Raw genomic sequence first — 13,592 nt, 5'->3', positions numbered from 1 at the left:
CGTAACAACGTGCAGGTTTTGGGACCCGCGGAGGGCCCCGCGCTTGTGCTGGTGCAGGGATTCGGGTGCGACCAGGTGATCTGGGACCGGATGCTGCCGGAGTTTACGGACAAGTACAAAGTGGTCCTGTTCGACCACGTGGGCACCGGCGGCGCCGATCCCACCGCCTACGACGCAGTGAAGTATGCAGCATTGGCCGGCTACCTGAGCGATCTGGAGGAGGTTTTGGCCGCCCTAGATCTCCAGGACGCTACCATCGTGGGCCACAGTATTGCCGGCACCATGGCACTGGCCGCTGCGGTGGACAATCCGCGGATCGGACGGCTGGTCCTGCTTTGCACCTCGCCCGGTTACCTGAACGACGGCGAATATGCGGGCGGGCTGGACCCGCAGGACATAGACATGGTCCTGGATGCGACGGAGGCCAACTATCCCTTGTGGGCCACAGCTGCGGCCGCTGCTGTGGCCGGGACACCTGCCGGATCCGCGGCGCGCTCGGAGCTGGCCGAACGGTTATGCCGCCTGAATCCGGAATACGTCCGAGACTTCCTGCGGATGTCCTTCACCACGGACATCCGGCATCTTCTGCCCTTGATCCACACGCCCGCGTTAATCCTGCAGACGCCCCTGGACCCGTTGACCCCGGGCACGGCAACGCAGCACCTGCGCGATCATCTTCCAGGCGGCACCTTTGCATTGCTGGAAGGCCGCGGAAGCATGCCGCACGTCAGCTCTCCCGGGGCAACTGCACGGGCCATCCTGGAGTACCTGGGCGAGGTCCACGGTGGCTAGGACACTGCGGAAAACCGCCACAACGCGTAAATCCGCGCGCCTGCGGAAAAATGCCGGGCCCCGGGGAGCGGAAACAACTCCCGACTATGCGGCACATTTCCATGAGGCACCCTCCGGCTACCTCATCCTGTCACCGGATGGAGCAATCCTCGACGTCAACGAAACATTTGCCGGCTGGACCGGGCACCGGCGGGAAAAACTTCTCGGCGGCAACGTCGCGGAGCTAATGCCCAGAGCAGTTCAGGTGGTGTTCGCCTCCTACGTGGTACCGCAATTGGCAGTGGCCGGAAGCGTCAACGAACTGGTAGCGGATCTGCTCTGCAAGGACGGAGAATACCTCTCCGTCCTCCTTTCCGCCGTACGGTCCACCCGGCCGGACGGCGGAACAATAGACCGCGTCACCGTGGTCAAGGCCTCTGCCCGCCGAATCAGGGAACGCGAGCTTGTGGATGCCCTGGAAAAGGCGGAGGCCGCAGAAGCAGCCCGCGCAGAGGTTGAGGCGGAACTGCGGGAAAAACAGCGGGCGTTGGAGGCAAAGAACCGGCTCCTGCAGGAGGGCCTGGCTGAGAAAACCACGGAAAACGCTCTGCTGGAAACGGTGCTGAATGCTGCTGATACGGGTCTGCTGGCAGTTGATGCCCAAGGGAACGCAGTGCTGTCAAACGACTATCTGTCTTCCATCTGGCCGTCGGCTGCGGGGGTGCCCCTTGGTCACAAGCCGGACCAGGTCTTGGCTGCGGACCGCGTGACGCCCCTGCCGAAGGCGGAAAGCCCCGTCCTCCGGGCTTCTTCGGGTAAAGTCTTTACGGATCAGCAGCTGTGGCTGGGTACCGGGGACAACCAAATCGCAGTGAGTGTTTCGGCCAGCCCCATCAAAGCCAACGGTGCGTTCTCCGGATCGGTTTTAGCGGTCCACGAGGTCACCCGGTTGGCCCGTGCCGTCGCCGCGCAGGAGGAATTCGCCGCCAACCTTTCGCACGAGCTGAGGACGCCGCTGACCTCGATTATGGGATACCTAGATCTGGTGCTGGAGGACAGCAGGCTGGCACCCCACCTGCGCGGCGCGCTGGATGTTGCGGTGCGCAATTCTGAACGCCTCTTCGCGACGGTTTCCGGCATGGTGGCCGTGCCTTCGGAAACCAGCAAACCGCAGCGCCGCCCGGTGAACCTTGCGGATGCTGTCCGCGCGGGTATCACCTCAGCCCGTTCAAAGAACCGCCAAGTCGATTTCCTCACGGATGTCCCGGTCTCCACTGTGGTGGATGTTGATCCGCAGAAGCTTTCCCAGGTGGTCGGCAACCTGCTGGTCAGTGCGGTGCAGGCTTCGCCGGCGGGTGGAACCGTGTATGTGCATCTGTGGCAGCAAGGGCAGACTGTCTGCCTTCGGATTGCCGATACCGGCATGGGATCCGGCGAGGCCGAAAAGGAAAAGGCTGCACCGAAGTTCGCGCGTTCCCGCCGTGCCCTTGCTTCGGTTACTCCGGGGGCAGGATTGGCGGCAGCCAAGAGCATCATCGAAGAGCATGGAGGTGACCTGACCTTCGTCAATAATCCCGGGGAGGGGACCGTTTACCGGGTCAACCTTCCGGTCAGCGCGGAGATTGCCGCCCTCAACCGGTAAACCGGTCCGCCGCGTAGGCCCGCGCCCGGGCGGCGCCGCCTTCGGGAACAGCAGTGGCCGGCAACCCGAAGGTTGCCGGCCACTGCTGCACTGTATTCCCTAAACCTCAGGGACGCTCATTGAGCTTGGTCAGCAGGTCCGCGAGCTGCTGCACCTCGGCCGGATTCCACGTTTCCAAACGGCCCCGCAGGCGGGATCGCTTAGCCGAATGCGAGGACTCGAACCGGGCCCGTCCCTCGGGGGTCAGGTCCAGGAGCTGGGCCCGCCCGTCAGAAGGATCCGCGCGCCGGCACACCAGGCCCAGGGCCTCCAGCTGTGAGACGGTCCTGCTCAACAGCGCCTTGTCCACCTGCAGGGCTTCCGCCACCGCCCCCTGCTGGCATTCCGTGCCCTGGTACAGGGTCATCATGACCGTGAACCCGAGCGGCTGCAGCGAGGGGTGGACAGCCAGGGCTGCGTCCTTGAAGGTCCGCCGCGTTGCGGTCAGCATGTGCGCAAACTGCCGCTCGACTGCCGCGATCGAGGACTCCATGGTCGCCTCAGCGGCTTCCTCGGCCGCCGGCGTCGTCACGCTAGTTCTCGCGCTTTCCGCCAGGAACATCCGGATTCTGGCCGGCAGCGGCCTGCGCATCCGCGGTGATCCGATCTGTAGTGTCTCCCGCGGTGTGCTCAGCGGTTTCTAGGGCTGCTTCGCCGTCGACGGCGGTGGTGGCACCCTTCGATTCCGCCTGCATCTTCTCGTGCCGGGTCATGCTGCCCAGTTCCAGGTTTGGCAGGAACAGCACGGCCAGCAGCGTGAGGAGGCCCAGCGGAGCGGCGATCATGAAGATGTGCGCAACGGAGGAACCGTAGACGGATTCCACGATTACCCGCACCGGCTCCGGCAGGGCGCTCACAGCTGGGATGGCCCCGGAAGTCAGGGAAGCGGCAACTTCCTTGCCCTGTTCGCCCAGCGACATGATGGCGCCCATCAATTCGCCCTGCTTTTCCGCCATCCGGTCGGTGACCTGGGTGGCAAGCACGGCGCCCAGCGCCGAAACGCCGATGGTGCCGCCGATGGTGCGGAAGAAGTTGATGCCGGAGCTGGCCACACCCAGGTCACGGGTGGGGACATCGTTCTGCACCACCAGCACCAGGTTCTGCATGACCATGCCCACGCCGGCACCCAGCAGGAACATGTAGAGGGAAACCAGCCAGAAGTTGGTGTCGTATTCGATGGTGCCCATCAGCACCAGGGCTACCGTGAGGATGACCGCACCGGAGACCACGTAGGCCTTCCACCTGCCGGTCTTGGTGATCATCTTGCCTACGAGGGTAGAGACAATCAGCAGGCCGCCCATCATCGGAATGGTCATGATGCCGGACATGGTTGCCGAAGCACCGCGGGCCAGCTGCATGTACTGGGACAGGAACACAGAGGTGCCGAACATTGCCACGCCGACGGCGAGGGAGCCGATCACCGAGAAGGTGAAGGTGCGGTTACGGAACAGGGTCAAGGGGATGACCGGCTCGGAGGACTTCAGCTCCACGAACACAAAGGCGGCCAGGCCCACCAGGGAACCGCCCACCATCCATGCGGTGGCAGCACTGATCCAGTCGAAGTCGGTGCCCACCAGGGAGACCCAGATCAGCAGTACCGAGACCGAAGCGGCCAGCAGGATGATGCCGGCGTAGTCAATGGTGACCTTGCGCTTCTTCAGGGCGGGCAGGTGCAGGGTCTTCTGAATCATAAAGAGCGCGACGGCGGCCAGCGGCACCGCGACGTAGAAGTTCCAGCGCCAGTTGACGGAGTCGGTGATGACGCCGCCGATCAGCGGGCCGCCCACGGTGGACAAAGCCATCACCGCGCCGAACAGGCCCATGTAGCGGCCGCGCTCACGCGGGGAAATGATGTCCGCCATGATGATCTGGGTCAGCGCGCCCAGACCGCCGGCGCCGATGCCCTGGATCACGCGCATGGCGATCAGCCAGTCCGTGTTCTGCGCAAAGCCTGCCGCGGCACTGGCGACAATGAAGATGATCAGTGCCAGCTGGACCAGGACCTTGCGGTTAAGCAGGTCGGCCAGTTTGCCCCAGACCGGAGTGGACACAGCGGTGGCCAGCAGGGTGGCGGTGACCACCCAGGTGAAGGCGGCCTGGTCGCCTTCGAGGTCGGAAATGATCACCGGAAGCGAGGTGCTCACCACGGTGCTTGCCAGCATCGAGACGAACATGCCCAGCAGCAGGCCGGTCAGGGCCTGGAGGACTTCGCGGTGTTTGCGTTTTGCCGCGGCTTCAGCCTCGGCGCGGGCATCCTGCAGGGCAGGGGAGACGGACATGCACACTCCAAAAGTGGTTGACGGATGTCAAAGGTTGATTTAAGTCAACGATACGCCGCCGCCCGGTGTGCGCTGTACATATCCGGCGCCAGTGTGAGGGAACTAATACCCATTCGTAGGCAAGTTTCCAGGGATCGGTGGCGAGGGCCGCAGCACTGGCCCCGGCGGTGCCGCTTCCTACCAAACCGCTGATTTGGCTGTCCTTGCGTTAAACCTGCGCCTTTCTTGAGAGTTCCGTGCAAGTATCGGTGCCCCGTGGGAGGTAGAGACCCCGCGGAGTGGCGGTGCCGTTCTGTGCCCCGCGCGCGGTGGGCTCCGTCTGAGAAACGGAGCCCTCCGCGCAAAACCCTGTCCCGGCCAAAACTGCCGATTTCGTTGCCGTGCGGCAGTCTGCAAGAATTTCAGCGGGGATAAGCGTACTTACCAAGTGCGTCTCCACTGCCGGCCTCTCATCGGCAGCAGGCACAGTCTCAACGTAAGGTCTCTACTTCAATGCGTACCGCTGTCCGCAGGCTCTCCGCCGCCGCGAGCCCCTGCGCTTCGCTGCCCTTTTCCCGCCAAACCTTTCGGCGGCAGCATGAACGCTGATGCAGTCATCCGGAGAAACAACGTCCGGGTGCTTGGACGCCCCGACGGCCCGGTGCTCGTGCTGGTACAAGGCTTCGGCTGCGACCAGGTGGTCTGGGACCCGATCCTGCCGGAATTCACCGATACCCACCGGGTGGTGCTGCTGGACCACGTCGGCACCGGCGGCGCGGATCCGGAGGCCTACGACCCGCTCCGGTACGCATCCCTGGAGGCGTACCTGGCAGACCTGATGGAGGTCCTGGAGGTCCTGGACCTGCAGGACGCGACCATTGTGGGCCACAGCATCGCGGGCATGATGGGATTGTCCGCAGCCACCCGGACCCCGCGGATCGGACGGTTGGTCCTGCTGGGCGGTACGGCCCGCTATCTGAACGACGACGGTTATGTGGGCGGTTTCGAGCCCGCAGAAGCTGAGGAGCTGCTGCGCTCCGTGGACGCGAACTACCCGCTGTGGGTGGCGGCCGTCGCGCCGGGAGTGGTGGGCAAGGAACCCGGCTCCGGCCTCAGTTCATACTTTGCCGACCGGCTGTGCCGGTTGCACCCGGACTATGTCCGCGACTTCCTGCAGATGTCCCTGGCCGCGGACGTACGGCACCTGCTGCCCCGGGTGCGGGTTCCGGCCTTGGTCCTGCAAACCCGGGATGATCCGCTCAGCCCTGCGTCGGCCTCCAACTATCTGTTCGAACATCTTCCCGCCGGCACCCGCACAATGCTGGCGGTCCGGGGAAACCTGCCCCATCTCAGCGCACCCCGCCTGACGGCGCAGGCCGTCCACGACTTCCTTAAGACGGAACGACATGCCTAACGACTACGAGGCCCATTTCCACGAAGCGGCTTCCGGATATCTCGTCCTCGAAACGGACGGCACGATCCTGGACGTCAACCGCAAGCTGCTGTCCTGGACCGGGCATACGCGTGAACACCTCCTGGGCGGCAGCATCCTTGACCTGCTGCCGGTGGGGGACCGGGTGCTGTTTGCCTCCCACGCCGTGCCGCAGCTGGCGGTGTCCGGCTGCTTCAACGAGATGGCCGTGGAGCTCGTGGCTGAGGACGGCAGCCGGATTCCGGTGCTGCTCTCCGGTGTCCGTGCCCCCGGAGCCGGCAATGACGGCGACGCCGGCCCGGACCGGATTTCCGTATTCAATGCCTCCGAGCGCACACGCTACGAGCGGGATCTGGTGGAGGCCCTGCGGAAGGCCGAAGCGGCCGACAATGCCCGCGCCGCGGCAGAGGCAGAAGTGCGAAAGAACCAGAAGGCCCTGGAGGAAAAAGACGCCATCCTGCAGGAAAACCTGGCCGCGAGCCGGAAGAGCCAGGCGCTGCTGGAAACGATCCTGAACGCCGCCGACGTCGGCCTGCTCGTCCTGGACGCACACGGCGAAAAAGTGCTGGCCAACACGCACCTCATGTCCACCTGGGGCCAGATCATGGGGGACACGGAGGTCTTCGATCGAGGCAGGATCCTCTTCGGTCCGGACCGGGTGACCCCCGTCCCAGCCCTCGAACGGCCCGTACGCCGTGCCGTCGCGGGCGAGTCCTTCTCCGACGAAGTCGTCTGGTTTGGTCCCGGCAGCGGCAACCAGTTGGCCCTGAACATTTCCGCCCGCCCCATCCGGACGGACGAAGAGCTCACCGGCACCGTGATCGCCTTCACCGACGTCACCCGATTGGTGCACGCCGTCACCGCGCAGGACGAATTCGTCGCCAGCGTCTCGCATGAACTGCGCACCCCGCTGACCTCCATCCTGGGCTACCTGGATCTCGCCCTGGACGAAGAGGGGCTGCCGGAGCACGTCACTGCAGCGTTGAACGTTGCCCTGCGCAATGCGGAGCGGCTGCTGGGCTTGGTCTCGGACCTGCTGTCCGTGGCGTCCGGCACTACCAAGACGGAGCGGCGGCCGGTGAACCTCGCCGAAGTGGTGCGGGCCGGCATTGTCTCGGTTGCGCCCAAAGCCCGGTCCAACCGGGTCGAGCTGCGGCCCGACCTGCCCGAGTCACTCACCGCCGAGGTAGACCCGCAGCGGTTGGCGCAGGTGGTGGACAACCTGCTGTCCAACGCGGTGAAATACTCGCCCGGCGGCGGCACCGTCAGAGTGCGGTTGTGGCAGGACTCAGGAGATGTGCTGCTGGAAGTGGCAGACACCGGGGTCGGGATGAGCCAGGCCGAGCAGGAACAGGTCTTCACGAAGTTCTTCCGCAGCCGCGGGGCGGTGGCCTCGGCGGTTCCCGGCGTCGGGCTGGGCCTGGTGATCACGAAGAACATTGTGGAAGCGCACGGCGGTACCCTGACCTTCACCAGCGCGCCCGGACGGGGGACGACGTTTACGGTTTCCCTGCCCCAACCCTGAGTGGAAGCGGCGCCGGCTTCCGGGCAGACTGAAGGTACGCGAAAGTCCCACCTTTAGAGAGGCTCCGATGGCTCAGCCAGCCCACGGTTCCACCACCGCCGCACCCGGTCCGCGTGTTCCCGAGCCGCGGTTCCGGATCACCCGGGACGGACTGCGCGCGTCCATGTGGTTCTGGCCGAGCTGTGCTTCCCTGGCGGCGCTGCTGGTCACCCTGCTGCTGATGCCGGTCCGGCCGGGCGACGACGTGGCCTGGGCCCGCTGGATCTGGCCCACCGGCGTCGACGCCGCGTCCAGCCTGCTGCAGACCGTGGCCACCAGCGTGATGACCGCCGTGACCGTGACCTTTTCCCTGACCGTGGTGGCGCTGCAGCTGGCTTCGCAGCAGTTCTCGCCCCGGCTGCTGCGCGAATTTGCCCGCGACGTACGCACCCAGGCGGTCCTGGGCGTGCTGCTGGGAACGTTCCTGGTCAGCATCACCGGTTTGCACGGGATGGACGCGGACCGGCCGGTGCCCGTGCTGGTGGTGGGCCTGGTCTACGTGCTGGGCATCGCCTCCGGGATTGTGCTGCTGCTCTTTATCGGGCACATTGCCCGGTCCCTGCGGGTGGACACCATGATGCGCAGCGCGCACCAGAGCTGTCTGGCCGTGCTCCGCGACACGTATCCGCTCTCCGAAACGGGCGAGGTGCAGGAATTCCCGGTGCCCGACGGCGGCACCCTGGTTCCCGTGGGCCGCAGCGGGATTGTGCAGACGGTGGACTGGAAGCCGCTGATGGCCGCCCTGGAAAAGCACGGGCTGAAAATGCGGATTATGGTCCAGCCCGGCGACCACGTGACGCTCGGCTCCCCGGTGGCCCGGGTGTGGGTCGACGACGGCGGCACCGTGCCGCTTGCAGCGGTCCGGAACGCCTTGGCCGAGTCCCTGGAAATCGGGTACGAACGCACTCCCGAGCAGGATGCGGCGCTGGGGCTGAGGCAGCTGACCGACATTGCGGTGAAGGCCATCTCGCCGAGCATCAATGACCCCATCACTGCAGCCCATGCCACCGGGTACTGCGCGGACCTGCTGGTGGACCTGCAGCGCCGCCGGCTGGGACCCGAAGCGCACCAAGACGCCCACGGGGTGCAGCGCCTGGTCACCGACGGCCGGGACTACCGCTATTTCCTGGACCTGGTCTGCGGCCCGGTGCGCCGCTTCGCCCATTCCGAACCTATTGTGCTCACCGCCGTGCTGCGGCTGCTGCGCGACTGTGCGGCCACCGCCGTGAACGAATCGCAGCGGGCGGAGCTCCGCCGGCAGAACTCCCTGGTACTTGAGACCGCGCGCAACCAGATGGTGGCTGCCGACGACGAGGAGATCCGTGACATGGGCCGCCGGGTGGAGGAGGCGCTCGCGGGGAACCTGACGGCCGCTTTCACCGACCGGGCCGGCGAGACCCGGTCGGTCTAAAGGGCCGCCGGCGCTCCTGCCGGTTTGCGCATTCTGATCAATCCGTTATCCAGCCCTGCGTTGGGCCCATTTCGGAGTCACTTCCGCCGCGTCAGATAACTTCTCATCCAGCTCTGAGTCATCAAGGGAGGACGATTCGATGATTGGATGAAACAACACTACGAGCCGAAGGAATTTGAGGACCGTATAAAGCAACGCGACCTCGAAGACCCATCGAATGATCAGTACTGCTCCAACAGCAACTCCGGGCTTCTCGACATCGATGGCCATGGCAGCGAGGGAGGCAGCAGCAGCGGTGATGGCGGCCAAATAGATACTTCTCCAATTGTCCGCAAGCGGTTTCCCCCCTGCCTTTTTCAGCATCTTCATCCGGTCTCCCTTGCCCGCAGCTGCTTGTCCTATAACAACACCGCTGAAGGCACCCAGCAGGGAGACGACGATTGCCGCCGACGAGTACAGCCCTCGTCTTTCTGCAGTGGACGCGTAGCCCAGGAAGTCGAATCCGCTCGTCGTTAGGACGAGAGCCACGTGTCCGACGAGAATTAGACACGCGGCGAATGCGTCGATCCATATATGGTCGACCCAGGCATCGGCGATCCAACGGACCATGTTCTTCATCGCGGACCCCTCCTGCTCGGCTGGCATCAGTGTAGGGGGCAGCGACGACACATTTGAGTTATCCACCCACTATCCTGCGTAGTTCGTCGTCGTGGTCCGCGGCTGCACTTAGAATGGCGTCAACGGCCGAACCGTTCCGAATAGGGCTGCCGTCCTCGGACAACGTAGCAATCTTCCTTTTTGCAGTAATCTTTTGGTTCACAAAGTTCACTTCTTCGGTCGTTGCCTCTTCGTCTGCATCCAGGTAAATCAGCTTCGCCTTGGCCGACTGTACGTCTGCTCCAGCGGCCGCGTCCAGCAGGGTTCCCGCTTCCTCTCTCAACATATGGCGCCCCTCCGATTGCGCCTTTGCCCGGGAGGCTTGCAGGATAACCGTCACTGTCATAGGACCATACTGCTGCCGAATTGTCCGGAGTACCCCAGATAGTTTGGAGCCGTGTGACTCAAGCGCGTCAGCTTTGCTGGTATGGATTCGTGTTTCAATACGAGAGGTCTCCGAAGACAAGCTCAGTTTTCGGCTCGTATCCTCGGAAACGATCGGTAGCACTTCGATTTTCTTTGTCAGCAGATCAATACCGTTTATCCACTCCGCCACAGCTGTTGGACTTGGTGCGGATGGTGAGCCTTGGATCAGTCCTATTATGTTCCCAAAGTTTAGAAAAGAGACGATTGAAGTTTCGAGAAGAGCGGAGTCATTCAGGTCGAGATCCTCCACCGAATCGGCGCTAGGTCGATAGACGCTAATCCACGCGCTCTCGTCACGCACCCGCATCATCTTTAGGTGCAACTCACCGTTATGAGAGATCGTCTCGCCGATGAGAGTGCGGTTCCTGCCCTCGAAAACTCGGTCGCCTAGCTTCGTACCGTCGAGAGCGGCGAGTGTACGAGACCAGTCCACGTGATTCATTCGCACGGTATTGCCTTTCGGGTCAACCTCGACAATCTCGTAAAACCCTATCGTCCGTTCGCGTTGCTTTACGTGCTTTAGATCGCCCGCCACTCTAATGACCCCCAACCGCGCCTCAGCGCAAATATCACTCACCACAATGAAGTTTGTGAGACAAGTAAACCATTCACATCGCTGTTTCAGGACCTACATCTAGATGGTCAGGAGGCCGGGCACCGAATCTAAGGATGACCAAGACGAGGCGATGGCGAGTTGGGTGCACGGGACTTTGCACTGATGTTCACAGAGCAAGCTGGGAACTAGTAGCGTTGCTCTGCTGTCAGCGTGCTAGGTCTCAGATATTCGTAAGAGTTCATTGATTTGCGGACGTGGGAATATTCCACCTGAAAAATGTTTCTGACCTTTCGATACGTTCCGGTATGGACCGGGGGCGTAGGCGGGTGTAGGTTTGCGCGAAGTTAGAAGCAAGACCTGACCACACTCTGGGGGAGCTCCGATGACTAGCCATGATCTAGAATACTTAGCTTCGCTGGTTCAAGGGATGGAGTCTCAGTATCCCGGCAGTAAAGCTTGGGACGATAGTCCATTTAAATGGGTTTTAGCACAGCCATCAGCGACAAAAGGGTCCATCTCACGGCGATTAGTAACCGGTTGGGCAAACCTCTATGGGATGTTCCCTCAGCAGCTGACTATAAAAAACCAGATCTATTTGGACTTCGGCGGCACTCTTGTTCAGGTCAAGTTCTCGACCCTCTGGGATACCGGATATTACCGGTTTCAACAAATCCGGCAGGGAGACTATGACTACTGCTTATGCCTCGGCTTGTCACCGTTTGATATGCACGCTTGGTTAATACCGAAGTCTGACCTCGATATATTTGTTATCGGGACCAAAGGTCAGCATACCGGAACCGGGTCCGGAGAGACTTGGTGGCTTGAAGCATCTCCTCGGAACATGGAACCTTGGCTAGAGGAGTTCGGTGGGCAGCTGGACAGTGTTGCACAAAGATTTCAAGAAATTGGTGGTCAGCGGAGCCTGGGTCATTAGGCCGGAGGGGCCCGCGGGGGCCTTCGGCCGCCTTCATCGGCGGGCAGGACAGATCCGGCCCGTATAAAAGGGGCCGGCAGGGGAAAATACCCCTGCCGGCGCTCTGCTCTAACTAGGTGCTGCTTGCACAAGATCCCACCGAGTGTGGCGTGGGTGCCGGATGGGGAAACACCAACCGCCGCAGCACCAGAGTGTGGGAAAACCCGGGGGCTAGAAGGCGGTCCGCGCGCGCCTAGCGCAGGCCCAGCAGCTCCTGGGCCAGGACGAACATCCCCATGACCAGCACAAAGAGCCCGAAGCCGCGCCGAAGTGCGGCTTCCGGAATCTTTCCGGCCAGCCGGGCGCCGACGAGGGAGCCGAGGACGGCCAATACGGTAACTGCGCCTACCAGCGGCCAGTTAAGGTTCACGGTGGTGAGGTAGCCGCCCAGTCCGGCCAGCGACTGCAAGGAAATCACCACCAGCGACGTTGCGACGGCGGCTGGCATGGTCAGCCCGCCCAGCAGCGCCAGCGCGGGCACAATCAGGAAACCGCCGCCTGCACCCACCAGTCCTGCCACCAATCCGATGACCAGCCCCATCAGCAGTACCTTCGGCGCCGGCTGCTCGCCCGTCCGACTGTCGGCCGGGGCACCCCTGCGGCCGCGGATCATGGCCACGGAGGCAGCCAGCATCATGGCGGCGAACGCCACCATCAGGACGGTCTCCGGCAGGCGGCCTCCCACCTGGCCGCCGCCGAAGGCGCCGACCATGCCGGCCGCGCCGAACAGCAGCCCGGTGCGCCACATCACCCTGCCCTTGCGGGCATGCCCGAGGACACTCACCGCGGAAGTCGCGCCGACAACGAACAGCGAGGAGGCAATTGCCTCGCGGGGATTCAGCCCGGCGACGTAGGTGAGTATCGGCACGGTGAGGATGGACCCGCCACCGCCGAGCAGGCCGAGCGAAAGCCCGATCAGCACGGAGAGCAGCAGGGTTGCCGCGAAGGCGACTGTCATGGAACGGTCCTTAAAGAGGGAGGAACAAGAGCGGAAACGCCGCTTAGCGGACGGCGGGCAGCTGGGCGATGGCCGAGGAAGCCGTGGGATCGGCGGCGCTCTTGTTCCAGGGCATCTTGGACAGGGCCTGGCCCAGCCATGCGGACCTGGCGTTCCAGCGACCAGCGCCGGGCGCCCCGGACGACGACGCCGCCGGCCGCTGCGAAACCGGGCACGCCGTCCTTCAGGACCCTGGCGGTGTCGATGCCTGCAGCGTCCAGGTGCTTACGGGCCTGTTCGGCGCGGACGCCGGACTGGCAGACCAGTACAACCCGGCTGCCCAGGCGTTCGGCCAGCTCCGTGGTGTGTTCGGACAGCAGAGGAAGCGGGACGTTGTAGGCCCCGCGGATGTGCAGGGATTCAAATTCTGCGGCGGACCGGACATCCAGGATGACCAGGTCCTCATGCGCGCTGATCCATTCGCGGAGGGTGGCGGCGTCAAGTTCAGCAACGGCGGGGGTGGGCGCGGAGGCCATGGCGGTCTCTTTTCGGGTGGTTGGAGGAGGTTCCGGAAGCTTTCCAGGAGGGGCCGGGCCCAGTCCTGCTAAAACCCCGGGGGGTATAGTTGGGGAAGAATTCCACGTGAAGGAGAAGGTTATGCAGCTCGACACCACCGAACTCGCCCCCGTCGTCAACAGGCTCAAGCGGGCACAGGGCCAGCTGGCTGCAGTGACCCGGATGCTGGAGGAGGGCCGGGACTGCAAGGACATCGTCACGCAGCTCGCCGCCGTCTCGAAGGCCCTGGACAAGGCAGGGTTCGCGATCATCGCGTCCGGCCTGGAACAGTGCCTGACCAATGAGGACGGATCCATGGACAAGAAGGACCTGGAAAAGCTCTTCCTGTCCCTGGCCTAATCCGGTGTGAA

General features: G+C 63.6%; 13 protein-coding genes and 1 pseudogene. 7 read left to right on the top strand and 7 right to left on the bottom strand.

All coding sequences use genetic code 11. The annotated features are described in order from the left end of the window. The first annotated feature begins 9 nt into the window (after positions 1-9). Together QNO06_RS16040 and QNO06_RS16035 are read left to right on the top strand one after the other, a co-directional pair. On the top strand, positions 10-792 hold the full coding sequence (locus QNO06_RS16040) for an alpha/beta fold hydrolase (RefSeq protein ID WP_227912064.1): 783 nt from the start codon (positions 10-12) through the stop codon (positions 790-792). Beyond that, positions 785-2,413, top strand: a complete 1,629-nt coding sequence (locus QNO06_RS16035; RefSeq protein ID WP_227912063.1) for a sensor histidine kinase — start codon at positions 785-787, stop codon at positions 2,411-2,413. Before QNO06_RS16040 ends, QNO06_RS16035 begins: the two co-directional genes overlap by 8 nt. A gap of 106 nt (positions 2,414-2,519) precedes the next feature. Here QNO06_RS16035 and QNO06_RS16030 read toward each other — a convergent pair whose 3' ends face one another. Both QNO06_RS16030 and QNO06_RS16025 read right to left on the bottom strand, forming a co-directional pair. Next, complete coding sequence (locus tag QNO06_RS16030; RefSeq protein ID WP_227912062.1) at positions 2,520-2,984, bottom strand: MarR family winged helix-turn-helix transcriptional regulator; 465 nt, start codon at positions 2,982-2,984, stop codon at positions 2,520-2,522. A gap of 1 nt (position 2,985) precedes the next feature. Further along, positions 2,986-4,731 (bottom strand): MDR family MFS transporter, encoded by a 1,746-nt coding sequence (locus QNO06_RS16025; protein WP_227912060.1) that lies wholly within the window; start codon positions 4,729-4,731, stop codon positions 2,986-2,988. A gap of 577 nt (positions 4,732-5,308) precedes the next feature. Here QNO06_RS16025 and QNO06_RS16020 point away from each other — a divergent pair. The 3 genes from QNO06_RS16020 to QNO06_RS16010 all read left to right on the top strand — a co-directional run bounded on the left by QNO06_RS16020 (position 5,309) and on the right by QNO06_RS16010 (position 9,117). Beyond that, on the top strand, positions 5,309-6,124 hold the full coding sequence (locus QNO06_RS16020; protein WP_227912059.1) for an alpha/beta fold hydrolase: 816 nt from the start codon (positions 5,309-5,311) through the stop codon (positions 6,122-6,124). After that, positions 6,117-7,667, top strand: a complete 1,551-nt coding sequence (locus tag QNO06_RS16015) for a PAS domain-containing sensor histidine kinase (RefSeq protein ID WP_227912058.1) — start codon at positions 6,117-6,119, stop codon at positions 7,665-7,667. Before QNO06_RS16020 ends, QNO06_RS16015 begins: the two co-directional genes overlap by 8 nt. Positions 7,668-7,734: 67 nt before the next feature. Then, positions 7,735-9,117: a DUF2254 domain-containing protein gene (locus QNO06_RS16010; RefSeq protein WP_227912057.1), complete on the top strand. Its 1,383-nt coding sequence runs from the start codon at positions 7,735-7,737 to the stop codon at positions 9,115-9,117. A 45-nt stretch (positions 9,118-9,162) separates the two neighbouring features. Here QNO06_RS16010 and QNO06_RS16005 read toward each other — a convergent pair whose 3' ends face one another. From QNO06_RS16005 to QNO06_RS17055, 3 genes are read right to left on the bottom strand one after another with little or no spacing between them, the layout of a single operon-like run. Further along, complete coding sequence (locus QNO06_RS16005; RefSeq protein ID WP_284162471.1) at positions 9,163-9,735, bottom strand: hypothetical protein; 573 nt, start codon at positions 9,733-9,735, stop codon at positions 9,163-9,165. 58 nt (positions 9,736-9,793) lie between these two features. Continuing rightward, positions 9,794-10,780 (bottom strand): DUF6731 family protein, encoded by a 987-nt coding sequence (locus QNO06_RS16000; protein ID WP_227912053.1) that lies wholly within the window; start codon positions 10,778-10,780, stop codon positions 9,794-9,796. A gap of 54 nt (positions 10,781-10,834) precedes the next feature. Next, positions 10,835-10,933, bottom strand: a complete 99-nt coding sequence (locus tag QNO06_RS17055) for a hypothetical protein (protein ID WP_502849840.1) — start codon at positions 10,931-10,933, stop codon at positions 10,835-10,837. A gap of 205 nt (positions 10,934-11,138) precedes the next feature. Between QNO06_RS17055 and QNO06_RS15995 the strand changes: the two genes are divergently transcribed. Continuing rightward, positions 11,139-11,690 carry a hypothetical protein gene (locus tag QNO06_RS15995; protein WP_227912050.1) on the top strand — a complete coding sequence of 184 codons (552 nt, stop codon included), beginning with the start codon at positions 11,139-11,141 and terminating at the stop codon, positions 11,688-11,690. A 232-nt stretch (positions 11,691-11,922) separates the two neighbouring features. Here the strand turns inward: QNO06_RS15995 and QNO06_RS15990 are convergent, their stop codons facing one another. Both QNO06_RS15990 and QNO06_RS15985 read right to left on the bottom strand, forming a co-directional pair. Then, a complete protein-coding gene (locus tag QNO06_RS15990; protein WP_227912048.1) occupies positions 11,923-12,687 on the bottom strand; it encodes a sulfite exporter TauE/SafE family protein in 765 nt (254 codons plus the stop codon). Positions 12,688-12,730: 43 nt separating this feature from the next. After that, a pseudogene (locus QNO06_RS15985) lies at positions 12,731-13,202 on the bottom strand (rhodanese-like domain-containing protein). A 121-nt stretch (positions 13,203-13,323) separates the two neighbouring features. On the opposite strand from QNO06_RS15985, the gene QNO06_RS15980 reads away from it, so the two are divergent. Beyond that, positions 13,324-13,581, top strand: a complete 258-nt coding sequence (locus QNO06_RS15980) for a metal-sensitive transcriptional regulator (protein ID WP_227912411.1) — start codon at positions 13,324-13,326, stop codon at positions 13,579-13,581. Positions 13,582-13,592 lie beyond the last annotated feature (11 nt).

It is taken from the genome of Arthrobacter sp. zg-Y20, assembly GCF_030142075.1.
Lineage (GTDB): Bacteria > Actinomycetota > Actinomycetes > Actinomycetales > Micrococcaceae > Arthrobacter_B.
Note: the sequence above shows the minus strand (reverse complement) of the source record. Positions and strands in the feature narration are given on the sequence as shown.

Excerpts from the sequence above, each read along its gene's own strand:
- QNO06_RS15990 (WP_227912048.1), bottom strand. The coding sequence starts at position 12,687 with ATGACAGTCGCCTTCGCGGCAACCCTGCTGCTCTCCGTGCTGATCGGG.
- QNO06_RS15980 (WP_227912411.1), top strand. The coding sequence starts at position 13,324 with ATGCAGCTCGACACCACCGAACTCGCCCCCGTCGTCAACAGGCTCAAG.
- QNO06_RS16025 (WP_227912060.1), bottom strand. The coding sequence starts at position 4,731 with ATGTCCGTCTCCCCTGCCCTGCAGGATGCCCGCGCCGAGGCTGAAGCC.
- QNO06_RS16005 (WP_284162471.1), bottom strand. The coding sequence starts at position 9,735 with ATGAAGAACATGGTCCGTTGGATCGCCGATGCCTGGGTCGACCATATA.
- QNO06_RS16010 (WP_227912057.1), top strand. The coding sequence starts at position 7,735 with ATGGCTCAGCCAGCCCACGGTTCCACCACCGCCGCACCCGGTCCGCGT.
- QNO06_RS16015 (WP_227912058.1), top strand. The coding sequence starts at position 6,117 with ATGCCTAACGACTACGAGGCCCATTTCCACGAAGCGGCTTCCGGATAT.
- QNO06_RS16020 (WP_227912059.1), top strand. The coding sequence starts at position 5,309 with ATGAACGCTGATGCAGTCATCCGGAGAAACAACGTCCGGGTGCTTGGA.
- QNO06_RS15995 (WP_227912050.1), top strand. The coding sequence starts at position 11,139 with ATGACTAGCCATGATCTAGAATACTTAGCTTCGCTGGTTCAAGGGATG.